Below are 22,786 nucleotides of genomic sequence, written 5' to 3' on the forward strand. Positions count from 1 at the left end.
AAAACGCTTTGCTCCGACCGGCCGAAGGTCGCGGTCATTTCGGCTTGAAACGGCGCCACTTCCCGTGACAATGGTCGGCAAATGACGCGCGACCGCGCGAGGGAGAAACGCGATGAACCATCAGCAGAGCCGGTATCATGAGGTGTATGCCCGCTCGCTTCGGGACCCCGAGGGCTTTTGGGCCGAGGCAGCGCGCGAGATCGACTGGATCGAACCGGCCAGGAAGATCTACGATCCCTCCGTGGGCGCCTATGGGCGCTGGTTCGCCGGCGCCGTGGTCAACACCTGCTACAACGCGCTGGATCGCCACGTCGCCGGCGGCCGCGCCAGCCAGGTCGCGCTGATCCACGATTCGCCGCTCACCAACACGATCACCAAATTCACCTATTCCGAGCTTCTGACGGAGGTGCAGACGCTGGCCGCGGTGATGCAGGATTTCGGCGTCACCAAGGGCGATCGCGTCATCCTCTATATGCCGATGGTGCCGGAGGCCGTCGTCGCGATGCTCGCCTGCGCGCGGATCGGCGCGGTGCACAGCGTGGTGTTCGGCGGCTTCGCGGCCAAGGAGCTTGCGACCCGCATCGACGACGCCAAGCCGAAGCTGATCTTCTCGGCGAGCTGCGGCATCGAGCCCGGGCGCATCGTGCAATACAAGCCGCTGCTCGACGAGGCGATCCGCCTCGCCGGCAGCAAGCCCGAGACCTGCATCATCCTGCAGCGGCCGCAGCAGGCTTGCGAGCTCGCCGCGGGCCGCGATCATGATTGGGCGACGCTGCGCAAGGCCGCGTTCGACGCCGGCAAGGCCGCGCCGTGCGTGCCGGTAGCCGCTACCGATCCGCTCTACATCCTCTATACGTCAGGCACGACCGGAATCCCGAAGGGCGTGGTGCGCGACAATGGCGGTCATCTCGTCTCGCTGAAATGGTCGATGCACAATCTCTACGGCGTGAAGCCCGGCGAGATCTGGTGGTGCGGCTCCGACATCGGCTGGGTGGTCGGCCATTCCTACATCGTCTATGGCCCGCTGATCCACGGCGCGACCACCATCATGTATGAGGGCAAGCCGGTCGGCACGCCGGATGCCGGCGCGTTCTGGCGCGTGATCAGCGAGCACAAGGCGGTCGCCTTCTTCACCGCACCGACCGCGTTCCGCGCGATCAAGAAGGAAGACCCCGAAGGCAAGTTCATCCGGAATTACGATCTGTCGAGCTTCCGTACCCTGTTCCTCGCCGGCGAGCGCGCCGATCCGCCGACGGTGGAGTGGGCGGAGCAGCAGCTGAAGGTGCCGGTCATCGACCATTGGTGGCAGACCGAGACCGGCTGGTGCATCGCCGGCAATCCGGTCGGGCTCGGCCAACTGCCGGTCAAGCACGGCTCGCCCACGGTGCCGATGCCGGGCTATCAGGTCGACATCGTCGACGAGGCGGCGAAGCCGGTCGCGGCGGGCACGATGGGCTCGATCGTCATCAAGCTGCCGATGCCGCCGGGCTGCCTGCCGACGCTGTGGCAGCAGGACGATCGGTTCAGGGACGCCTATCTCTCGGAATTCCCCGGCTACTACAAGACCTCGGATGCCGGCTACAAGGATGAGGACGGCTATGTCTGGGTGATGGGCCGCACCGACGACATCATCAATGTCGCCGGCCACCGGCTGTCCACCGGCGGCATGGAGGAGATCCTCGCCTCGCATCCCGACGTCGCCGAATGCGCCGTGCTCGGCGTCAAGGATGCGATCAAGGGCGAGGTGCCCTGCGGCTTCCTGGTGCTCAAGGCCGGCGTGACCAAGGCGCCCGCCGAGGTCGAGAAGGACGTCGTGGCGCTGGTGCGCGACAAACTCGGGCCGGTCGCCGCCTTCAAGCTCGCGATCACGGTGGCGCGGCTGCCGAAGACCCGCTCCGGCAAAATCCTGCGCGGCACCATCAAGAAGATCGCCGACGGCGAGCCCTGGACCATGCCGGCGACGATCGAGGACCCGAAAGTGCTCGACGAAATCGGCGAGGCGCTGAAGGGGAAGGCGTAGTAGCTCGTCGTCGTGTTGCTGGCTCGCTGTTGAGACAGCATGTCGTGTGGCACCCTTCTCCCTAACCCTCCCCCGCAAGGGGGGAGGGAACCCGTCCGCCGGTGGCTCCATCACGTAAGACGAGCTGGCCGGCAAACAGTTTGCGCTGCGTTACGTGAGGTGAGCGCGCTCGTCAGGCTCCCTCCCCCCTTGCGGGGGAGGGCTGGGGAGAGGGGTGGCCCCGGGCGCGATGGACGATGAGGGCACCCATAGCGCAATCCGGCCGCGCACCCGCGAAACCCATCGGAAGCAAAACGGCCTTGATTTTGATGGATTGCCGGGTCATCCCGGCCTTCCCTGTCATATGCCACGAGATACGGACCCACGGATGCGATCCATTTCCGCACGCGCGCCTCTCGCCTTGCTGCTCGCCCTGCCGCTTTTGGCGGGCTGTCTCGAGCGCGGCCGATCGCCGATCGCGGAGAGCATGGGCGACGACGATCAGTACTGCCAGGCTGGCGGCAAGGTGGCGGTCGGCTCGCCCGAATATGTCGCCTGTCGCAAGGACCGCGACGTGCAGCGCCAGAACGCCGAAGCCCGCACCGATCGGCGGCAGCGCGATCTCGGCGAATACATGATGAACAACCCCGACCGGCATTGAGCCGCGCCGACGGCCGCCGTCACGCCCGTCGCATGCGCTTCCAAGCAAAAACGCGGCAGGTTGCCCTGCCGCGTTTCGTGTTCTGCTTTTCGAGTTGCGCGATCCGCGCTTACTCTTCCTCGTCGTCCGGCTTCTTGCCGCCGATCGTCTTGAGCTTGGCGAACACCGCATCGACGTTGAGATCGTCGTGGCGTTCGATCGGCTGATCGTCCAGTTCGTCCTTGCGCGTGGTCTCGGAGGCCGGCAGCAGCGTGGCGCCGCCGTAGACGGTGGTGGTCGGCTTCTCCTTGGCGGCACGCTGCACCTCGAAATCCAGCTCGATCTGCGAGCACAGGCCGAGCGTCACCGGGTCCATCGGGGTCAGGGTCGAGGCATTCCAGTGGGTGCGGTCGCGCACGCTGGCGATCGTGGTCTTGGTGGTGCCGACCAGACGCATGATCTGGGCGTCCTTCAACTCGGGGTGGTTGCGCACCAGCCAGAGGATCGCGCTCGGCCGCTCATGGCGGCGCGACACCGGGGTGTAGCGCGGGCCCTTCTTCTTGGCGGCGGAGGGCAGCACCACCTTGCTCTCCTGGAGCTTGAGGCGGTAGTTCTGGTCGCGCTCGCCGCGCTCGATCTCCTCGCGGGTCAGCTGGCCGTTGGAAATCGGGTCCATGCCCTTGATGCCCTGGGCGGCGTCGCCGTCGGCGATGGCGCGGACCTCCAGGGGGTGCATTTTGGTAAAATCGGCCACCTGATCGAAGGTCAGGGCGGTATTGTCGACCAACCACACGGCAGTCGCCTTCGGCATCAGCGGTGCGTTGCTCATGGCAAATCTCCTTTGTGCTTCGCCCACCTCTGTCGAGGCGAAGCTGGTAGTCATCGGCGATGACGGGAATTATGGCGCCTATATAAGCCCTCCGGGGGGAATGGCGCAATGGCCCAGCAAAATCGCCTTGACAGCGCCCGAAAGCAGTCCCAAGTCCTTACCGTAACTGGCCGTTCCCCGCCCCGCCGGCGAGGGGTGATTCGGTCCCGAGATTGCTCCGAGACAGCCCCAAGACAGCCCATGTCAGCGAAAAAACCCGACCTTAGAATCGTGCTTTGTTCCCCCCGCGGCTTCTGTGCCGGGGTGGTTCGCGCCATCGACACGGTCGAACGTGCCCTCACCATTTATGGCGCGCCGGTCTATGTCCGGCACGAAATCGTCCATAACAAGTATGTGGTCGACAGCCTGAAGACCAAAGGCGCCATTTTCGTCGAGGAATTGGCCGAAATCCCCGACAATACCGACGCGCCGGTGGTGTTTTCGGCCCACGGCGTTCCGAAGTCGGTTCCCGCCGAGGCGAAATCCCGCAATTTCTTCTCGCTGGACGCGACCTGTCCGCTGGTGACCAAGGTCCACCGCGAGGCGGCGATCCATTTCAAGCGCGGCCGCGAGATCCTGCTGATCGGACATTCCCACCACCCTGAGGTGGTCGGCACGCTGGGGCAGCTGCCGGCCGGCGCCGTGACCCTGATCGAAACCGCCGAGGACGCCAAGACCTTCGTCCCGAAGGACCCCGACAACCTCGCCTTCGTGACCCAGACCACGCTGTCGATCGACGACACCGCGGAGATCGTGGCGCTGCTCAAGCAGCGCTTCCCGAACGTCAATGGTCCGCACAAGGAAGACATCTGCTACGCGACCACCAACCGCCAGCTCGCGGTGAAGAAGGTGGCGCCGGTGGTCGACGCCCTGATCGTGGTCGGCGCGCCGAACTCGTCGAACTCGCAGCGCCTGCGCGAAGTCGCCGAGCGCGAGGGCTGCCCGATCGCCGTGCTCGCCCAGCGCGCCAGCGACATCGATTGGGGCAGGTTCGAAGGCATCAGGAGCCTCGGCATCACCGCGGGCGCATCGGCGCCGGAGGTGATCGTCGAGGAGATCATGGGCGCCTTCGCCGAGCGCTACGAACTGCACGTGGAGACGGTCTCGGCCGCGGAAGAGAACGAGTTCTTCCCGCTGCCGCGTTCGCTGCGGCCCGACGCTGCCGCGGCGGAATAGACCATATGGCGGTCTACACCGACGTTGCCGCCGAAGACCTCGCGGAATTCCTCAAAAGCTACGACATCGGCGAACTGCTCTCCTACAAGGGCATCGCCGAGGGCGTCGAGAATTCGAACTTCCTGCTGCACACCAGCGAGGGCGCCTACATCCTCACGCTCTATGAGAAGCGCGTGGCGGAGGACGACCTGCCGTATTTCCTGTCGCTGATGGCGCATCTCGCCGAGCGCGGCGTGTCGTGCCCGCAGCCGGCGCGCAACCGCAAGGGCGAGGTCACTAGCCGGCTCGCCGGCCGGCCCGCGGCGATCATCAACTTCCTCGAGGGCGTGTGGCCGCGGCGGCCGAACGTGGCGCATTGCTCCGGCGTCGGCGAGGCGCTGGCAAAGATGCACGTTGCCGGCCGCGATTTCCCGCTGGTCCGCAACAATCCGCTGTCGGTCGCCGGCTGGCGGCCGCTGTTCGATCTCGCCGCCGCGCGGGCCGACAGCGTGCAGCCGGGCCTGCACGACTTCATCGCGCGCGAGCTCGATCATCTCGAAGCCGCCTGGCCGACCGATCTGCCGGTCGGCGTCATCCATGCCGACCTGTTTCCCGACAACGTCTTTTTTCTGGGCGACAAGCTCTCGGGCCTGATCGACTTCCCGTTCGCCTGCAACGACATCCTGGCCTACGACGTCGCGATCTGCCTCAACGCCTGGTGCTTCGAGCCGGATCATTCCTTCAACGTCACCAAGGCGCGCGCACTCCTCAACGCCTATGGCCGCGAGCGGCCATTGTCGGTGGCGGAAGAGGCCGCGCTGCCGTTGCTCGCGCGCGGTGCCGCGATGCGCTTCCTGCTGACGCGGCTGGTCGATTTCCTCAACGTGCCCGAAGGCGCGCTGGTGCAGCCGAAGGACCCGCTGGAATATGTCCGCAAGCTGCGCTTCCAGCAGAACGTCGTGAGCCTGCGCGATTACGGCATCACGCCGGCCGGATGCGCGGCGTGAGCGACAAGCCGCATGTGATTGTCTTCACCGATGGTGCCTGCTCCGGAAATCCGGGGCCGGGCGGCTGGGGCGCGATCCTTAGATTCGGCGAGGTCGAGAAGGAATTGAAGGGCGGCGAGCCGCACACCACCAACAATCGCATGGAGCTGATGGCGGCGATCTCGGCGCTGGAAGCCCTGAAGAAGCCCTGTGTGGTCGATCTCACCACCGACAGCCAGTATGTCCGCCAGGGCATCACCGGCTGGATCCATGGCTGGAAGCGCAACGGCTGGCGCACCGCCGACAAGAAGCCGGTCAAGAATGTCGAACTGTGGCAGCGCCTCGATGCCGCGCTGAAGCCGCATGAGGTGCGCTGGCACTGGATCAAGGGCCACGCCGGCCACGCCGAGAACGAACGCGCCGACGAGCTGGCGCGTGAGGGCGTGGCGATGGCGAGGTTGAAGAGTTAGGGCCGCAGCGAGTCGGCTGCGTAGGATGGGTAGAGCGAAGCGAAACCCATCATCTCAATGCATGGCACGAAGTCGATGGGTTTCGCTGCGCTCTACCCATCCTACGAAGCCGCGACCCCGGCGATCACCATGCCTAAAACTGTCATCGCCCGCGAAAGCGGGCGATCCAGTATTCCAGAGACGGTGGTGATTGAAACGAGAGGCCGCGGCGTACTGGGTCGCCCGGTCGAGCCGGGCGACGACAGCTATGTTTGCGGCGAAAGCGTCGGCTCAGAGCTGCCCGAGCAGCGTGTCGCCGCCGGAGACCTCGACCTTGCCCGGGGCGGGCTCGAGGTTGAGCTTCTTCACCACGCCGTCCTCGACCAGCATCGAGTAGCGCTTGGAGCGGATGCCGAGGCCGTTGCCGGAGGCGTCGAGCTCCATGCCGATCGCCTTGGCGAAGTCGGCATTGCCGTCGGCGAGGAAGACGGCTTCGTCGCGCTGGTCGGTGTCGCGCTTCCACGCGTTCATCACGAAGGCGTCGTTGACCGAAACGATCGCGATGGTGTCGACGCCCTTGTTCTTCAGGGCATAGGCGTTGAGGAAGATGCTCGGCAGATGCATCTTGTGGCAGGTGCCGGTGTAGGCGCCGGGCACGGCGAACAGGGCGACCTTCTTGCCCTTGAAAATATCGTCGGTGGTTTTGACCTGCGGACCCTCGGCGGTCATCACGCGAAACTTGGCTTCCGGCAGCTTGTCGCCAACATTGATCGTCATCGTTGTTCTCCCTCGGTGAAGCGGAACTGTCTTAAACCCGGCTACAGCACGGCACAATACGGGCTCGCCGAAGAACGGCAATGCCGGAGGCCAAAGCGTTTTCGAGCGAAGTGGATACCGGTTCGCGTGAAGAAAACGCGTCAAAACAAGAATCTAGAGCCCCGTTCCGATTCAATCGGAACGGAAAAAGGCTCTGGTCACCGTTCCGTCATCAGCCGGAAAACCCGCCGGCGCCGAGAAAGGCCTTCTCCTCGGCCGTGGTCTGCCGGCCCAGCACGCGATTCCGGTGCGGGAAGCGGCCGAACCGGCGGATGATGTCGGCGTGGTCCTCGGCGTATTTCAGGTTGTCGGGATGGCAGTCATATTGCCGGAACAGCGTCACGCAGCGCTGCTGGTCCTCGAGGTCCTCCGAATGCTCGAAAGGCAGATAGAGGAATTCGCGCAGCACAGGGCCGGTCCGCGCATCGACGCCGCGGTCGATGGCACGGCTTGCAACCTCGCGCGCCAGCTTGTCGGTGGAGAAGGTCTTGCTATCGTTGCGAAACAGGTTTCGCGGAAACTGGTCGAGCACGATGGTCAGCGCCAGCGCACCGTCGTCGCTGGCCTCCCACGACGACAATTCGCCGGCAGCCGCCTTCTGCCAGGTGGCAAGGAAGCGGCTGCGGATCTCGGCATCGAAGGCGTCGTCGTGCTTGTACCAGCGGTCGCGGCCGGCATTCCGCCAGAAGCCAAGCACGTCGGCCGGCGTCGCGAGGCTTGCGTCAGACATCGAACGTCAGTCCACTCACGCCTTAAGCCGCGGCCTTCTTCTCGTCGCGCAACTCGCGGCGCAGGATCTTGCCGACATTGGTCTTCGGCAGGTCGGTCCTGAACTCGATCTGCTTCGGCACCTTGTAGGCGGTGAGCTGGGTGGCGCTGAACTTGATGATGTCCTCGGCGGTGAGGTTCGGGTCCTTCTTGACCACGAAGGCCTTCACCGCTTCGCCGGACTTCGCATCGGGCACGCCGATCACGGCGCATTCGAGTACGCCCGGGTGGCTTGCGATCACTTCCTCGATCTCGTTCGGATAGACGTTGAAGCCGGAGACCAGGATCATGTCCTTCTTGCGGTCGACGATCTTGGTGTAGCCCTTCTCGTCCATCACGCCAATGTCGCCGGTGCGGAAATAGCCGTCCGCGGTCATCACGCGCGCGGTCTCGTCCGGCCTGTTCCAGTAGCCCGCCATCACCTGCGGGCCCTTGGCGCAGATCTCGCCGGCCTCGCCGATCGGCAACTCATTGCCGTCATCGTCGCGGATCGAGAGCCAGGTCGAGGGGACGGGAAGGCCGATCGTCCCGGAGAACTCCTCGATCGTTGCAGGATTGCATGTCAGGGTCGGCGACGTCTCCGACAGGCCATAGCCTTCCGACAACGAGATGCCCGTGACCTTCAACCATTTCTCGGCGACCGGCCTTTGCGTCGCCATGCCGCCGCCGTTGGCGATCTTCAGCTTGGAGAAGTCGAGCTTGTCGAATCCGGGCGTGTTCAGCAGGCCATTGTAGAGGGTGTTGACCGCCGGGAAGAAGCTGACCTGGTACTTCGACAGTTCCTTGACGAAGCCCGCCATGTCGCGCGGATTCGGAATCAGCAGATTGGTGCCGCCGGCCCGCATGCCCAGCAGATAGCAGGCGGTGAGCGCGAAGACGTGATAGAGCGGCAGCGCGCAGACGATAACCATCTGTTCGACGATTGGCGGCTTCGCCAGCGCTGGCTGCAGCCAGGCGTCGTTCTGCAGCACGTTGGCCAGGATGTTGCGATGGAGCAGGGTCGCGCCCTTGGAGACGCCGGTGGTGCCGCCGGTATATTGCAGGAAGGCGACGTCATCGAGCGTCAGCGCGGGCTTGTTCATCTTCAGGCCGCGGCCGGCCGACAGCGCCTCGTTGAAGCCGACGGCGCCGGGGATCGACCAGGCCGGCACCATCTTCTTCACCCGGCGCACCACCAGATTGACGATCACGCCCTTGAAGCCGAGCAGGTCGCCCATGCTGCCGACGATGACGTGCTTGACCGCGGTGTTGGGAAGAACCTTCTGTACGGTGGTGGCAAAGTTCTCCAGCACGATGATCGCCTCCGCGCCAGAATCCTTCAGCTGGTGCTCGAGCTCGCGCGGGGTGTAGAGCGGATTGACGTTGACCACGGCAAAGCCGGCGCGCAGCACGGCCGCGGTCGCGACCGGGTATTGCAGCACGTTCGGCATCATCAGCGCGACCCGCGCGCCCCTCTGCAGGCCCTTGCTCTGCAGGTAGGCGCCGAGCGCCGCCGACATCTCGTCGAGCTCGCGATAGGTGATCGCCTTGTCCATGCAGATGAACGCCTTGCGATCGGCGAATTTCTTGAAGCTCTCTTCGAGCAGTTCGACCAGCGACGAATATTGCGTGACGTCAATATCGGCGGGCACGCCGGCCGGATAATGCTTGAGCCAGATGCGCTCCATGATGGTCAATCCCCTCTCTCAAATTTGGCTGATGTCCCGGATTGCTTCCGGGTTTTCCGACCTTTGGCCGCGTTATTTCAGGCAGTATTGAGCGATGCCACGGCCAATGGCAAGCCGCTGCGCGTTATCGACGCATTAGAGGAAATGACGGTCGGAAATGACGGGCGGGCGCCCCGCTAGCCGGCCGGCTTGGCGTCGGCTTTCGGCTTGTCGCCAGCCTTGGGTTTGTCGGCCGCAGTCTTGGGCTTGGCAGCCGGCTTTGCCGCCGCCGGCTTGCCGGCAGGCTTTGCGGCGGCGGGCTTGTCCGCGGCCGGCTTCGCAGCTGCGGCATCCGGCTTGGCGTTGGCGTGACGCACGGGCTTGGCCGCCGGCTTGTTGTCCGACTTGGAGGCGCTCTTGGCGTCGGCCTTCGCTTCATCGGCCGCATCGGGCTTCTTGCCCGCGACGCGGCTGTGCTTGCCCTTGGCGCGCTTGACCGGCTGCATCTTCTCGGTGTCGGCCTCGACCGCGGCGATCAACGCAGCGCCGGTCTTGGTCGGCCCCGTATAAACCACGACCGGTTCGGAGGCCGCGGCCGGCTGCGCCAGCATGTCGGCCGGCTTGGTCGGCATCGCGGCCTGCAGGCCGGAGGCGAAGAAGCTGACGCCGCCGTCGCCATTGGTGCTGGAGCTTCCGGCGCTGGCGACGGTGTCTTCGGCGTCCTCGTCGCTGGCGGGCCGCTTGTGCTTGGGACCGCACATCTCCTCGCGCAGGTTCGGCGGCGTGGAATCGATCGGCACCAGATTGTCGACGGTGCCGAGCGAGGGCCGCAGCCACGCCATCCCATTGTTGGCAAAGCCGCGGTCCAGGAGCTGCGCGGCGCGGATCGCGCGCATGCGGCCCGAGGAAGCGCCGAGTACCACGGCGATCAGCCGCTTACCGTCACGCGTCGCCGACGCCACGAGATTGTAGCCGGAGGCGCAGATGAAGCCGGTCTTGAAGCCGTCGGCGCCGGGATAGCGGCCGATCAGCTTGTTGAAGTTCTGGGTGATGCGGCGGCCGAAGCGGATCGACGGGATGTGGACGAAATACTCGTATTCCGGCAGGTCGCGGATGATGGCGCGGGCGAGGATCGCCATGTCGCGCGCCGAGGTGATCTGGCCGTCGGCGGGCAGGCCGTTCGGATTGACGTAGCTGGTTTGCGTCATGCCGAGCTTTTGCGCGGTCTGGTTCATCATCCCGGCAAAGCCGTCGATCGAACCGCCGAGGCCCTCGGCCAGCACCACGGCCATGTCGTTGGCCGACTTCACCAGCATCATCTTCAGCGCGTTGTCGACAGTGACCTGGGTGCCGGGCCGGAAGCCCATCTTCGATGGCGACTGCGACGACGCGGTCGGCGACACCGTGAGCAGCGTGTCGAGCGAGACGCGGCCATCCTTGACCGCCTTCAACGTCACATAGGCCGTCATCATCTTGCTGAGCGACGCCGGGTACCACGGCATCGTCGCATTATCGGCCTGCAGCACCTTTCCGGAATCGGCCTCGACAACCAGCAGCGCCTCGGCTTGCGCCATTTGGGGCGTGGCGATGGCGAGCATCGCGACGGCCAGAATCCATTTCAATGACGGGCGAGGAAGGTGCACGAATCCGGTTCCGGTCCTTTGAGACCCGCCTTGAAAAAAGGAGGTCTTGCGATTGTGACGTACGGGTTTCAAGCGTGTCCGGCGCCGCATTGCGGCAATGCAAACCCTATACCGGCTTGCCAGCAGAGAACAGAGGCCGGTGAATTATATCGTGGACGAAATCGGCTGAATTTCGGCAGCCGCCTCAATTGGAAAGGCGGGAATTATGGTGTCTCGATGCCGGCGCGCGCCTGTTCCTGGACCATGAACTGGGCCCGCGCGAGCTCGGCAAAGCGCCCGCCTTTCGCCACCAGTTCATCGAAAGTTCCGCTTTCGATCACCCGTCCCTGGTCGAACAGCAGGATGCGGGTGGCGTGGCGGATGGTGGAGAGGCGGTGCGCGATCACGAAGGTGGTGCGGCCCTTCATCACTTCATCGAGAGCGGCATTCACCTTGGCCTCGGTGACGGCGTCGAGGGCGCTGGTGGCCTCGTCGAGGATCAGGATCGGCGGATCCTTCAGCAGCGCACGCGCGATCGACAGCCGCTGGCGTTCGCCGCCCGACAGCATTCGGCCGCGCTCGCCGGCATGGGTATCGAACTTCTTTTCGCTGCGCTCGATGAAATCCAGCGCCTGCGCGCGCGCCGCGGCGGTGCGCAGCTCCTCATCGGTCGCGTCGGGCTTGCCGACGCGCAGATTGTCGGCGAGCGAGCGGTTGAACAGCAGCGCCTCCTGGAACACCACGCCGATGTTTCGCCGCAGCGCCGTCAGCTTCAGCGCGCGTATGTCCATACCGTCGATCCTGATGATGCCCGATTGCGGATCGAACGCGCGGTGCAGCAGCGCGATCGCGGTGGACTTGCCGGCGCCGGTCGAGCCGACCAGCGCGATGGTCTGGCCCGGCAGGGCGGTGAAGCTGAGATCCTCGATCGCCGGCCGCTTGCCGTCATAGGAGAACGAGACGTCGTCGAACTCGACGAGGCCGGACAGCCGTCCGGGATCGACCGCGCCGGGCCGGTCGCGCACCGCCGGCACCGCATCGAGCACGTCGAAGAACTCCTGCAGGCGCGGCGCTTCCATGAACACGTTGTTGATGAAGCTCACCACCTGCTCGAGCTTCTGGATCAGCATGGTGGCGAACGAGACGAACATCACGATCTCGCCGACCGTGGTGAGGTCCTGGTTATGCAGCGCGATGCCGACGGTGAAGATCGCGAGCACCGTGATCGTGGTCGAGGCGCGCGTGATCACGGTGACCAGTGCCCACCATGACAGCACCGGCATCTGCACCGCGAGCAGCTTGTCGGCGACGTAGCGCAGGCCCTGCACCTCGGAATCGATCCGCACGAAGCTCTGCACCAGCGCGACATTGCCGAGCGCGTCCGAGGCGCGCGCCGAGAGGTCGCTGTAATAGGCCTCGACCTCGCTCTGCATGCCGTAGGTCTTGCGCACCACCAGCGTGGTCAGCACGGTGAACACGACGCAGAGCCCGAACAGCAGGAGCGCCAGCCGCCAGTTGATGTAGAGCGAAAGCGGCAACAGCACGATCAGCGACATGATCGCGGCGAAATGCTCGCGGAAGAAGCCGAGCCAGAGCCGCCACAGCGCGTCGGTGCCGTTCAGCATCACCTTCATCAGCCGCCCGGAATGGGTGCCGGAATGGAAGGTCAGCGGCAGCTGCAGGATGTGCTCGAAATAATCGGTCAGCACCGCCTGGCGCTGGCGGTGTGCCAGCCGGTCGGCCTGCAGCGCCACGATCGCGCTGCAGCCGATCGTGAACAGGCCGAACGCCGCCCAGGCGACGAGCAGCGGCCATGCCGAGGAGGTCGCGAACAGTCCGGTGACCGGCCGGCCCGACAGCACGTCGACGATCTTGCCGAACAGCACCGGCTCGGCGAATTGCGCGCCGGCGAGCAGCACGTTGGCAATGGCCAGGATCCAGCCGAGCCGCGCCTCCTTGCCGAGCAGTTCGAGGACGCGGGTATAGAGGCGAAGCATGGACATGCCGGCAGGACTCGTCAGCGGTGGGCGCCCGATCAGGCTGGATGCAATCTAATCAGGGTTCGCGATGCAGGGCCAGCGGTGACAGCGCGTCATGCTCAGGGTGAGGGGTTGAACAGTGGTGCAACATATCCGCTGTCGTCCCTGCGAAAGCAGGGACGACACTGAGTGTTTGGTGCCGCTCGTCAGTTATGCATTCGCATGCTCTCAATTCACCAGGCGGCTGTCGATCGGCGGCAGGAAAGCCTCGTCGAAGATGTCGGCGGCGTGCGGCCGCTTCTGGAATTTGAAGTCCTCCGCGAGCTGGTCGACCGAGCGCTCGAAGCGCTCCGCCTCGATGCCGCCGATGCCGTCGCGCTTCACCTCGCTGGTCAGGATGTTGTCGCGGATGATGGCGTTCAGCCGCTCCAGCTCCAGATCGCGCGAGCCGCCATCCATCCGGCTCGCGACCTCGCCGGCGGCGCGGGCCGGATCCTTGACCGCGAGGTTGGTGCCGCCGATCGCCGCGCGCACGAACCCTTTCACCGCATCCGGCTTCGCGGCGGCAAGGTGCGGGCTGACGATCACGGCAAAGCCGTAGGCCTCGCAGCCATAGTCGGCGAAGCGCAGCACCGCGAGATCGTCGGCGGGCACGCCGCGATCGCGCAAATTGATCGCCGAGAGATAGGAGAAGCCGGTGACGGCATCGACCTGGCCGGCGGAGAGCATCGGCTCGCGCACCGCGGCGCTGATCGTGCTCTGCTTCACGCTCGACAGCTTGATGCCGTTCTGCTTCGCGACCGCGGGCCACAGCCGGATCGAGAGGTCGCCGTCGGCGACGCCGAGGCTCTTGCCCTGCATGTCGGTCAATGTCCGGATGCCGCGGCTCTTGCGCGCGATGATCGCATAAGGCGCCTGGTTGAACAGCACGAACACCGCTTTGACGGGCGCAGCACCAGGCTTGTCGCGAAAGCGGATCAGCGAGTTGATGTCGACGAGGGCGAAATCGCTCGAGCCGTCGGCGACGCGCGCGATGGCATCCGCCGAGCTGGTTGCGACGTTGGTGCCGACCGCAAGGCCCTCGGCGCTGAACAGGCCGCCGGTCGACGCCATCACGAATGGCGCTGCGGCGGCATCAAGCGGACGGTCGAGCGTGAACTGGATGGTGAGCGGCGGCGGCAGATCGCTGGCGCGCAGCGGCGTCAACGCCGGCCACACGCCGCCCGAAAGGCCGATCATGCCTGCCAGTATCCAGCGGAGAACGGTGGTCCGACTTACCTGCATCATGACATCCGGGAGGCGAGACAAAGTGCCGCGCCGGCGCGCCTGCTTCATGACATCGAATGCGCCAGAGCACGCGTCAATTTCAAGCGTTATTTGCAGGCATTTTGCCCCAGGCAAGGTGAACGGCCGATGACTGCCAAGGTTCGGCTTGCCATGTTTTCACCTCAGGTCGTTCAGCTTGCATTCGGTTTGGGGAACCTAATCTGGAGGCAGTGGGTTAGCTAACCAAGGCCCGTCGGGCCGGCTTCCACAAAGGATGACTGCAATGTTTGCGCGAAAAGGTGTTTTTTCGTCCATTGGCCGCGCAGCCACATTGGCAACGGTTGCCGCGGTGGCGTTGACGGCCGTAGAGCCGACGATGGCGTTCGCAGGCTCTGCTCAGACAGGCAAGGTGACCGCTGTGACGACGTCACAAGGCACGAGCGGCGCGACCGACATCAGTGCCCGCCGTCGCTACTATGGCGGTGGTGGCGCAGCTGCTGCGGCTGCGTTCGCCGGGATCGTCGGCACGGGTCTCGCGATCGCCGCAGCCCAGAGCCGCCGCGACTATTACGACTCCTACGGCTACTATGGTGGCCCGGGCTACTACGGTGGTCCCGTCTACTATGGTGGCGGCCCGGTCTATTACGGCGGCGGACCGTACTATGGTTACCGCGGCTATTACGGACGCCGCTCGCAACTGCCGTATCAGCCGTACTGACGGCCGTCGGCGGTTCTCGGAACTGTCACAAAGCATCCGATCCACCGGCCGCGGGCCGGTGGATTTTTTCGTCGTCGCCGTTAACACGCTGGCGACGCGTTTCGACTACGCTCGAAGCATGAGTGATTCGATCGAGCGGCTTTACCAGGCGGTGATCGCGGCCAAGGATCTTGATCCGGCTACGTCGCGCACGGCACGGCTGTTCCAGCGCGGGCCGGCCAAGATGGCCAAGAAGCTCGCCGAGGAAGCGATCGAAGTCGTGATCGACGCCGTCAGCGGCAAGTCGGATGCCGTCATTCGCGAAAGCGCCGACCTGTTCTACAACCTCGCCGTTCTCTGGGCGTCGGCCGGCGTGAAGCCGGAGGATGTCTGGCGCGAGATGGAGCGGCGCGAACGGCTGCTCGGAATCGCCGAGAAGCTGCCGAAGTCGCCGGTCAAGCTGCCCAAACCGGCGCCGGTCCCGGTGGTTCGGCGCCGAATTGTCGCGCTGGAGAACCGGCTGCGCAAACGGTAGCCGTAAATCAACAAAAATTCAGCTCAATCCCGCCATGGACAAATCCGCTCCATGATGGTTCATCGCGCCCATGTTGAAACGGACTTACGACTGGTGCGTCGAGGCGGCCGACAAGCCCTATGCGCTGTGGATTCTCGCGGCCGTCGCCTTCGCCGAGAGCTCCTTCTTTCCGATCCCCCCCGACATCATGCTGCTGCCGATGTCGCTGGCGCGGCCGAAGCGGGCGTGGTGGTTCGCGGCGGTCTGCACGATGGCGTCAGTTGCCGGCGGCGTGCTCGGCTATGCGATCGGCGCATTGCTATACGACTCGCTCGGGCAGTGGCTGATCCATCTCTACGGCCTCTCCGACAAGGTCGACGCGTTCCGCGCCTCCTACGCCGAATGGGGCGCCGTGATCATCCTGCTGAAGGGACTGACGCCGATCCCCTACAAGCTCGTGACGATCACCTCGGGCTTTGCCGGCTACAACATCTGGCTGTTCATCCTGTGCTCGATCGTCGCGCGCGGCGGCCGCTTCTTCTTCGTCGCGGTGCTGCTCAACCGCTATGGCGATTTCATCCGCGCCGAGCTCGAGAAGCGGCTCGCCCTGTGGGTCGCGATCGGCGCCATCGTGCTGGTGCTGGGCTTTGTCGTCGCATTCAAGCTGATCTAGCGACGGACCGCTTGCGGCTTTGCCGGCGCGCGGCTTCGGGTTACGCTTGCCGCGATGGCTGATGGAATCGCGGACCTGCTCAATCCTGCCGGGCTCACGCTCGTCAGGCTCACGCGCGCAAAGGCGCGCATTGCGCTGGCGGGTCTTGTGCTTTCGGGACTTGCGCTGTCGATGACACTGATGACCCTCGACCACAGCTGGGCCCAGACAGCGCCGCCGGCGCTTGGCGTGCAGTCGCCGGCACAGCAGCCGGTCCCGCCTCAGCAGCAGCAGATCGAGCTGCCGCCGGCGCCGGTCGAGCGCGAGAATCCCGGGCTGATCAACGAAATCGGAAAGCTGTTCGAGAAGTCGAAATCAGCGTTGCCGCCGCTGAAGAGCCCCGGCGAGACCATCAACGACCTGTCGAACATCGCGCGCCCCTCGACGGTGGTGACCGGACGCGCGGCCTGCGTGGTGGCCTCGAACGGTGCGCCGGACTGCAAGATCGGCGCCGACCGGCTGTGCCAGAGCAAGGGGTTTCGGGAAGGCAAGGGCATCGATACCGACGCCTCCGAGAAATGCTCGCCGCTGGTCTATCTGCCGGGCCACAAGCGCGGCCCGAACGACTGCAGGACGGAAAATTTCGTGACACGGGCCGTCTGCCAATAGCGGCGGCCAGGCTTGTGTCTGGGATGCCAGGCGCCTGCGAAAACACGGTTTCAGGATGAGGATTTGTCATCCTTTTGCAGCGCCAAAACGCAATCCTTGACACTGGAAAGATTGCCTTGTTGGTATGACGATCAGCATTCGAGACCAAGCAACCGACCAAACACTTGAGGATCCGCTTCCAATGTCCATGCCTGCTCTGTTCAAGGGCCGCCTGTCTCTTCCCGTGATCGGGGCGCCGCTGTTCATCATCTCCGTGCCCGACCTCGTTATCGCGCAGTGCAAGGCCGGCGTGGTCGGCTCGTTTCCGGCGTTGAACGCGCGGCCGCCGGAGCTGCTTGACGAATGGCTGTACCGTATCAAGGAAGAGCTCGCCGCCTATGACAAGGCGCATCCGGAGCGGCCGTCGGCGCCGTTCGCGGTGAACCAGATCGTGCACAAGTCGAACAACCGGCTCGATCACGACATGGCGCTTTGCGAGAAGCACAAGGTGCCGATGATCATCTCCTCGCTCGGCGCGCGCGAGGAGCTCAACCAGGCGGTCCATGGCTGGGGCGGCATCGTCTTCCACGACGTGATCAACCAGAAGTTCGCGCACAAGGCGATCGAGAAGGGCGCCGACGGCCTGATCCTGGTCGCGGCCGGCGCCGGCGGTCATGCCGGTACGCTGTCGCCGTTCCCGTTCGTGTCGGAGACGCGGCAGTGGTTCGACGGGCCGATCGCGCTGTCGGGCACGATCTCCAACGGCCGCGCCATCCGCGCGGCCCGCATCATCGGTGCCGACTTCGCCTATATCGGCTCGGCCTTCATCGCGACCAAGGAGGCGAACGCGGTCGAGGGCTACAAGAGCATGATCACCAACTCGTCCGCCGAGGACATCGTCTACTCCAACCTGTTCACCGGCGTGCACGGCAATTATTTGAAGCCGTCGATCGTTGCGGCCGGCATGGATCCGGAAAACCTGCCGACCTCCGATCCCTCGAAGATGAGCTTCGGCACCGATGCGTCCGGCGAGCGCGCCAAGCCGAAGGCCTGGAAGGAGATCTGGGGCTCGGGCCAGGGCGTCGGCAGCATCTCCAAGGTGGTGCCCGCAGCCGAGCTGATCGCCCGGTTCAGGAAAGAGTATGAAGACGCGGTCGATCCGGCGCTTGCCTGATGGAGCCGATTTTTCGCGTCGACGGCGACCGCGTCGTCACCAGTCCGGATGCCGCGGGTCCCTGGGACCCGCGGATGCAGCATGGCTCCGCACCGGCGGCGCTGGTGGTGTGGGCGGCCGAGGCCCTTCCGACGCCGGTGCCGATGCGGATCGCGCGCGTCACCATCGACCTGATGCGCCCGGTGCCGGTCGCGCCGCTGACGGTCTCGAGCGAGATCCTGCGCGACGGCCGCAAGATCCAGCTCTGCGGCGTCAGGCTGCTCGCCGACGGTGTCGTGGTCGTTTCGGCCAGCGTGCTGAAGATCAAGCAGCAGGCGGCCGAGCTGCCGCCTGACGTCGCCGCGCTTGCGGTCGATCTGCCGGGCCCCGACGAAAGTATGATCGAGCCGGGCAACCTTGCGAACAGTCCCTTCGTGAAATGCATCTCGATGCGGGCCGCGCGCGGCCGCTTCGGCGTGGTGGGACCCGGCGCGATCTGGTTCCGCGTCGACCGCCCGCTGATTGCGGGCGCCGCCGTCTCGCAGGCGATGCGGGCAGTGGTTGCCTCGGACTTCTCCAACGGCACCTCGCCGGCGCTCGATTTCAGCCAATGGACCTTCATCAACGCCGATCTCTCGGTGAGTCTCGCGCGCGAGCCGGTCGGCGATTGGATCCTGCTCGACGGCCAGTCCTGGATCGGGTCGGACGGCGCCGGGCTTGCAATGTCGCGGCTCGCCGATCAGCGCGGCTATTTCGGCCAGGCGGTCCAGAGCCTGGTCATCGAGCGGCGCTAGGACGCGCTCGTTGATCCTGCGGCCACGGCCGAGGGGCAGTCCCAAGCGACTGCCCCTGCGGCAAAAATAACTCCGCTTCCCGGGAACGGTTGGCGGCACGTGCGAGTTTCGCTCCCGTTAGGGGGTCCCATGATGCGTATTGATCCCGCCGCCGGCATCGTGGCCATGGCCGTCCGGCGGTTGTGTGATGTGCCGGCCGGTGTCGACGGCCGGCCGCCGCAGGGACAGACGCGATGAAGCCTGGTCCGTCCTCGGAACGCGCGGTCATCCTCGCCGCGAGCGAGCGGGACGCCGTCAAGACTGCCCACCTGATCAAGGAAGCCGGCTATTACGCCAACATCTGCGGTGACCTCGCCGAGCTCGAACGCCAGATCGCGAACGGGGCGGGCCTTGCCATCATCGCCGACGAGGTGATCAGGGCGGCCGACCTCGCCGGCCTGACGCACTGGCTGAACGAGCAGCCGTCATGGTCGGACTTTCCTATCGTGCTGATCAGCGAGAAGGGGGGATCCGAGCGCAATCCCGAAGCCGCGCGGCTCGGCCGAGCGCTCGGCAATGTCACCTTCATCGAGCGGCCGTTTCATCCGACCACGCTGGTAAGCCTGGTCGCCGCGACGGTGCGCGGCCGCCGCCGTCAATACCAGACCCGCCAGATCCTCGAGGATCTGACCGAGAGCGAAGGTCTGCTGCAGACCGCGCTCAATGCCGGTCATCTTGGCGCGCTCGAGCTCCATCTGCCGGATTTCGAGCTCGAGGCGTCGCCGACCTGCAAGACCTATTTCGGGCGCAGGCCGGGCGATCCCTTCACCTATCAGGATCTCCTGGACGCGGTGCATCCCGACGACCGCGCCCGCCGGAGCGAGATCGTCGAACAAACGTTGCGCACCGGCTCGGACTATCGGATCGAATACCGCAACATCTGGCCCGACGGCACCGAGCACTGGGTCGACGTCCGCGCCCGTGCGGTGCGGCGGCCCGACGGCGGCATCCGCTCGCTGGTCGGCGTCTGCTCCGACATCACCGCGCGCAAGACCGCCGAGATCGAGCGCGAGGCGCTGCTGGCGCAGCTCGCCGCCGAGCGCACCGCGCTTGCCGAACTCACCGCGACGCTGGAGCAGCGGGTCGAGCAGCGCACCGCTGACCTGATGAAGGAGGTCGCCGCGCGCGAGCGGGCGCAGGAACAGCTCCGCCATGCGCAGAAGATGGAGGCGATCGGCCAGCTCACCGGCGGCGTCGCGCACGACTTCAACAATCTGCTGATGGCGGTGATGGGCAATCTCGATCTGCTGCGCAAGCGGATGCCGGAGGATCCGCGCCTGCGTCGTCTGGTCGACGGCGCATTGCAGGGCGCCGAGCGCGGCGCGTCGTTGACGCAGCGGCTGCTGGCGTTCGCGCGGCAGCAGGATCTGCGCGCGGTGCCGGTCGATCTCGGCGCGCTGGTGCGCGATACGAGCAATCTGCTCGAGCGCTCGCTCGGACCGCGCATCATGCTGCGGCTCGACATTCCCGAGGGGCTGCCGCTGGCCTGCGTCGACAGCAACCAGCTTGAGCTTGCGGTCCTCAACCTTGCGATCAATGCACGCGACGCGATGCCGGATGGCGGCGTGATCGAGATCCGCCTCGCGGCCTGGCAGGCGAAGAATGATCCGACGCTGCAGCCTGGCGAATATTTGAAGCTCTCGGTGATCGACAGCGGCACCGGCATGTCGGCGGACGTGCTGAAGCGCGCGATCGAGCCGTTCTTCTCGTCGAAGCCGGTGGGCAAGGGCACCGGGCTCGGCCTCTCGATGGTGCATGGGCTCGCCGTGCAGCTCGGCGGCGAGCTGCAGCTGTCGAGCGCGGTCGGCGAGGGCACCACGGCTGCGCTGGTGCTGCCGGTTGCAACGGCGGTGCCGGAAGTCGAGAGCCCGGCGCCCGCGACGCAGACGGTCAAGCGCTCGGCCGTGATCCTGCTGGTTGACGACGATCCGTTGATCGCGATGTCCACCATGGAAATGCTGGAGGACCTCGGTCACCGCGTGATCGGCGTCAATTCCGGACCGCAGGCGCTCGAGATCCTCAGGAGCGACCAGGAGATCGACCTGATGATGACCGATCACGTGATGCCCGGCATGACCGGCATCGAACTCGCCGCGGCTTCGCGCAAGGTGCGGCCGCAGCTCCTGGTGCTGCTCGCCACCGGCTATGCCGAACTGCCCGACGGCACCCAGGTCGACCTGCCGCGGCTGGCCAAGCCCTACCACCAGGATCAACTGCGCGACCGGCTCGATCGGTTGCTCGGGCAGGGGATGCAGCAGCGTGCGGCCGCGACCGGCACCGACGATCTTGCCGCACCTTCCACTCTCTCCCCGTCACCCTGAGGTGCGAGCGGAGCGAGCCTCGAAGGGCGCCGGCCCTGGCTGGTGCCGGAAGCAGAGATAGCGCGCTGAAACATCAGGGCCGTGCATCCTTCGAGGCGCGCGAGAGCGCGCACCTCCAGCGACAAAGGCGAAGCCTTTGCGCGGGGATGACGGGACCAGCAATCGTCGTGCGAGCATCCTACCCCACCATGCGGTCGCGGCCGGTCCAGAAGCGCGCCTTCAGCACCTTCTTGTCGACCTTGCCGACGCCGGTCATCGGCAGCTCCTTGACGAACTGGATCTGCTTCGGCGCGTGTGCCGAGCCCTTCTTCGCCTTCACCAGTCCGATCAGCTCGTCGGCGTCGGGCACAGCGCCCTCGCGCGCGACCACGACGGCGGTGACGGCCTCACCCCATTTGTCGTCTGGCACGCCGACCACGGCGACCATCGCGACGTCGGCATGTTGCGACAAGACGTCTTCGACTTCGCGCGGAAAAATGTTGAAGCCGCCGGAGACGATCATGTCCTTCTTGCGGTCGAGGATGAACATGTAGCCGCGCTCGTCCTTGCGCGCGATGTCGCCGGTGTGCAGCCAGCCGCTCTTCAGCGTCTCCGCCGTGATGTCGGGCCGCTTCCAGTATTCGGCCATCACATGCGTGGCACGCACGCAGATCTCGCCGGCCTCGCCGGTCGCGACCTCCTGGTCGTCCTGATCGAGGATCTTCACCTGGCAGGCGGTGATCGGGAAGCCGCAGGACAGGAACAGCTCCGGCGTCTTCGGGTCATGATCCGCCTTGCGCAGCACCGAGACCGGATAGCATTCGGTCTGGCCGTAAAGCTGGGAGAACACCGGGCCGATCCGCTCGATGCCTTCGACCAGCCGGCTCGGCGACATCGCCGAGGCGCCATAGAGCAGGAGCTCGAGCGAGGAGAGGTCGGTCTTGTCGAGCGCGGGATGATCCAGCATCACGTAGATCATGGTCGGCACGAACAGCGTGAAGTTGATCTTCTCGCGTGCGATGGTCGTGAACACGGCCTCCGGATCGAACCCTTTCAGCATGTGCACCGTGCCGCCGCGTATCAGCGTCGGCAGCACCTTGGTGCCGGCGACATGGCTGATCGGCGCCACCGTGAGATAGCGCGGCGTCTCCGGGATCTCGAAATCGGCGAGGATGGCGGCGGCGAAGCCGCCATATTCGCGGTGATAGCGCAGCGCGCCCTTGGATTTGCCTGTCGTGCCGCCGGTGTAGTTCAAGGTCGAGATGTCGTCCTCGCGGGCGAAGCTCTTCGCGCTCGCGCTGCCGGCATCCTCGGCCACCTGCAACAGGTCGGCGCCGTAATCCGCCGGGCCGAGCGTGAACACGGTCTTCAGGCCCTGTGCCTTCGTCGCGAGCTCGCCGCCGCGATCGCGAAACGTGATGCCGTCGACGATCAGCATCTGCGCTTCGGAATCCTCGATCTGGAACAGCTGGTCGTCGAGCGAGCCCAGCGGATGCAGCCAGGTGATCGCGAGCCGCGACAATTGCGCGGCGACGCCGGCGCACCAGCTGTCGGCGCGGTTGGCGGTGAGCAGCGCGACGCGGGTACCAGGCGCAAAGCCGAGCCGCATGAACACGCCCTGCATTCGTCCGATCAGGTCGGTCGCGCCCTGATAGCTGAGCGATCCGCCCGGCCATGCGAAGGCGGTGCGCGACGGATAGCGCGCCAGCGCCCGCAAGGTCTGTTCGCACACCGCCGGAAATGCATAGAGCGGATTGCTCATCTCGTTGTCCCTCCCGCCTTTGTCTTTGGCTTT

At 65.5% G+C, this 22,786-nt stretch carries 20 protein-coding genes; 12 read left to right on the forward strand and 8 right to left on the reverse strand.

The window, feature by feature from the left end:
• Positions 1-112: 112 nt before the first annotated feature.
• Entirely contained in the window at positions 113-2,020 is a 1,908-nt protein-coding gene (locus PMN64_RS01090) for a propionyl-CoA synthetase (protein WP_411779303.1), read from the forward strand.
• Between the two features lie 367 nt (positions 2,021-2,387).
• Positions 2,388-2,660, forward strand: coding sequence for a hypothetical protein (locus tag PMN64_RS01095; RefSeq protein WP_194458312.1), 273 nt, complete (start codon positions 2,388-2,390; stop codon positions 2,658-2,660).
• A 109-nt stretch (positions 2,661-2,769) separates the two neighbouring features.
• On the opposite strand, the gene PMN64_RS01100 is transcribed toward PMN64_RS01095, so the two are convergent.
• Positions 2,770-3,468, reverse strand: coding sequence for a DUF1013 domain-containing protein (locus PMN64_RS01100; protein ID WP_018269648.1), 699 nt, complete (start codon positions 3,466-3,468; stop codon positions 2,770-2,772).
• Between the two features lie 240 nt (positions 3,469-3,708).
• Here PMN64_RS01100 and ispH point away from each other — a divergent pair, with 240 nt between their 5' ends.
• Genes ispH through rnhA form a run of 3 tightly spaced genes read left to right on the forward strand, consistent with a single transcriptional unit; the run spans position 3,709 to position 6,118 of the window.
• A complete protein-coding gene (ispH, locus tag PMN64_RS01105; RefSeq protein ID WP_304498525.1) occupies positions 3,709-4,683 on the forward strand; it encodes a 4-hydroxy-3-methylbut-2-enyl diphosphate reductase in 975 nt (324 codons plus the stop codon).
• A 5-nt stretch (positions 4,684-4,688) separates the two neighbouring features.
• Positions 4,689-5,669 carry a homoserine kinase gene (locus PMN64_RS01110; RefSeq protein WP_411779305.1) on the forward strand — a complete coding sequence of 327 codons (981 nt, stop codon included), beginning with the start codon at positions 4,689-4,691 and terminating at the stop codon, positions 5,667-5,669.
• On the forward strand, positions 5,657-6,118 hold the full coding sequence (gene rnhA, locus PMN64_RS01115) for a ribonuclease HI (RefSeq protein WP_035632202.1): 462 nt from the start codon (positions 5,657-5,659) through the stop codon (positions 6,116-6,118). Before PMN64_RS01110 ends, rnhA begins: the two co-directional genes overlap by 13 nt.
• A 270-nt stretch (positions 6,119-6,388) precedes the next feature.
• On the opposite strand, the gene PMN64_RS01120 is transcribed toward rnhA, so the two are convergent.
• The 6 genes from PMN64_RS01120 to PMN64_RS01145 form a co-directional block, all read right to left on the reverse strand.
• Entirely contained in the window at positions 6,389-6,874 is a 486-nt protein-coding gene (locus tag PMN64_RS01120; protein WP_028342598.1) for a peroxiredoxin, read from the reverse strand.
• A gap of 211 nt (positions 6,875-7,085) precedes the next feature.
• Positions 7,086-7,643 carry a DUF924 family protein gene (locus tag PMN64_RS01125; RefSeq protein ID WP_411779306.1) on the reverse strand — a complete coding sequence of 186 codons (558 nt, stop codon included), beginning with the start codon at positions 7,641-7,643 and terminating at the stop codon, positions 7,086-7,088.
• Between the two features lie 22 nt (positions 7,644-7,665).
• Positions 7,666-9,348 (reverse strand): long-chain fatty acid--CoA ligase, encoded by a 1,683-nt coding sequence (locus PMN64_RS01130; protein WP_411779307.1) that lies wholly within the window; start codon positions 9,346-9,348, stop codon positions 7,666-7,668.
• A gap of 176 nt (positions 9,349-9,524) precedes the next feature.
• Entirely contained in the window at positions 9,525-10,970 is a 1,446-nt protein-coding gene (locus PMN64_RS01135; RefSeq protein WP_411779309.1) for a D-alanyl-D-alanine carboxypeptidase family protein, read from the reverse strand.
• A 203-nt stretch (positions 10,971-11,173) separates the two neighbouring features.
• Entirely contained in the window at positions 11,174-12,952 is a 1,779-nt protein-coding gene (locus PMN64_RS01140; protein WP_028342594.1) for a glucan ABC transporter ATP-binding protein/ permease, read from the reverse strand.
• A 204-nt stretch (positions 12,953-13,156) separates the two neighbouring features.
• Positions 13,157-14,167 (reverse strand): ABC transporter substrate-binding protein, encoded by a 1,011-nt coding sequence (locus PMN64_RS01145; RefSeq protein WP_411779310.1) that lies wholly within the window; start codon positions 14,165-14,167, stop codon positions 13,157-13,159.
• Between the two features lie 310 nt (positions 14,168-14,477).
• Here PMN64_RS01145 and PMN64_RS01150 point away from each other — a divergent pair, with 310 nt between their 5' ends.
• The 7 genes from PMN64_RS01150 to PMN64_RS01180 all read left to right on the forward strand — a co-directional run bounded on the left by PMN64_RS01150 (position 14,478) and on the right by PMN64_RS01180 (position 21,012).
• Positions 14,478-14,912 carry a hypothetical protein gene (locus tag PMN64_RS01150; RefSeq protein ID WP_253604604.1) on the forward strand — a complete coding sequence of 145 codons (435 nt, stop codon included), beginning with the start codon at positions 14,478-14,480 and terminating at the stop codon, positions 14,910-14,912.
• A 118-nt stretch (positions 14,913-15,030) separates the two neighbouring features.
• A complete protein-coding gene (hisE, locus tag PMN64_RS01155; RefSeq protein WP_028342591.1) occupies positions 15,031-15,426 on the forward strand; it encodes a phosphoribosyl-ATP diphosphatase in 396 nt (131 codons plus the stop codon).
• 70 nt (positions 15,427-15,496) lie between these two features.
• Complete coding sequence (locus PMN64_RS01160) at positions 15,497-16,078, forward strand: YqaA family protein (protein WP_411779311.1); 582 nt, start codon at positions 15,497-15,499, stop codon at positions 16,076-16,078.
• 54 nt (positions 16,079-16,132) lie between these two features.
• The gene (locus tag PMN64_RS01165; protein ID WP_411779313.1) at positions 16,133-16,726 is read left to right on the forward strand and encodes a hypothetical protein; all 594 of its coding nucleotides are present in this window, start codon (positions 16,133-16,135) and stop codon (positions 16,724-16,726) included.
• A 181-nt stretch (positions 16,727-16,907) separates the two neighbouring features.
• On the forward strand, positions 16,908-17,879 hold the full coding sequence (locus PMN64_RS01170) for an NAD(P)H-dependent flavin oxidoreductase (RefSeq protein ID WP_411779314.1): 972 nt from the start codon (positions 16,908-16,910) through the stop codon (positions 17,877-17,879).
• A complete protein-coding gene (locus PMN64_RS01175) occupies positions 17,879-18,652 on the forward strand; it encodes a thioesterase family protein (RefSeq protein WP_028342587.1) in 774 nt (257 codons plus the stop codon). Before PMN64_RS01170 ends, PMN64_RS01175 begins: the two co-directional genes overlap by 1 nt.
• Before the next feature lie 233 nt (positions 18,653-18,885).
• Positions 18,886-21,012: an ATP-binding protein gene (locus tag PMN64_RS01180; RefSeq protein WP_411779315.1), complete on the forward strand. Its 2,127-nt coding sequence runs from the start codon at positions 18,886-18,888 to the stop codon at positions 21,010-21,012.
• 178 nt (positions 21,013-21,190) lie between these two features.
• Here PMN64_RS01180 and PMN64_RS01185 read toward each other — a convergent pair whose 3' ends face one another.
• A complete protein-coding gene (locus tag PMN64_RS01185; RefSeq protein ID WP_411779316.1) occupies positions 21,191-22,753 on the reverse strand; it encodes an AMP-binding protein in 1,563 nt (520 codons plus the stop codon).
• Positions 22,754-22,786 lie beyond the last annotated feature (33 nt).

It is taken from the genome of Bradyrhizobium sp. UFLA01-814 (genome assembly GCF_046718885.1).
In the GTDB taxonomy this organism is placed as follows: Bacteria; Pseudomonadota; Alphaproteobacteria; order Rhizobiales; family Xanthobacteraceae; genus Bradyrhizobium; species Bradyrhizobium elkanii.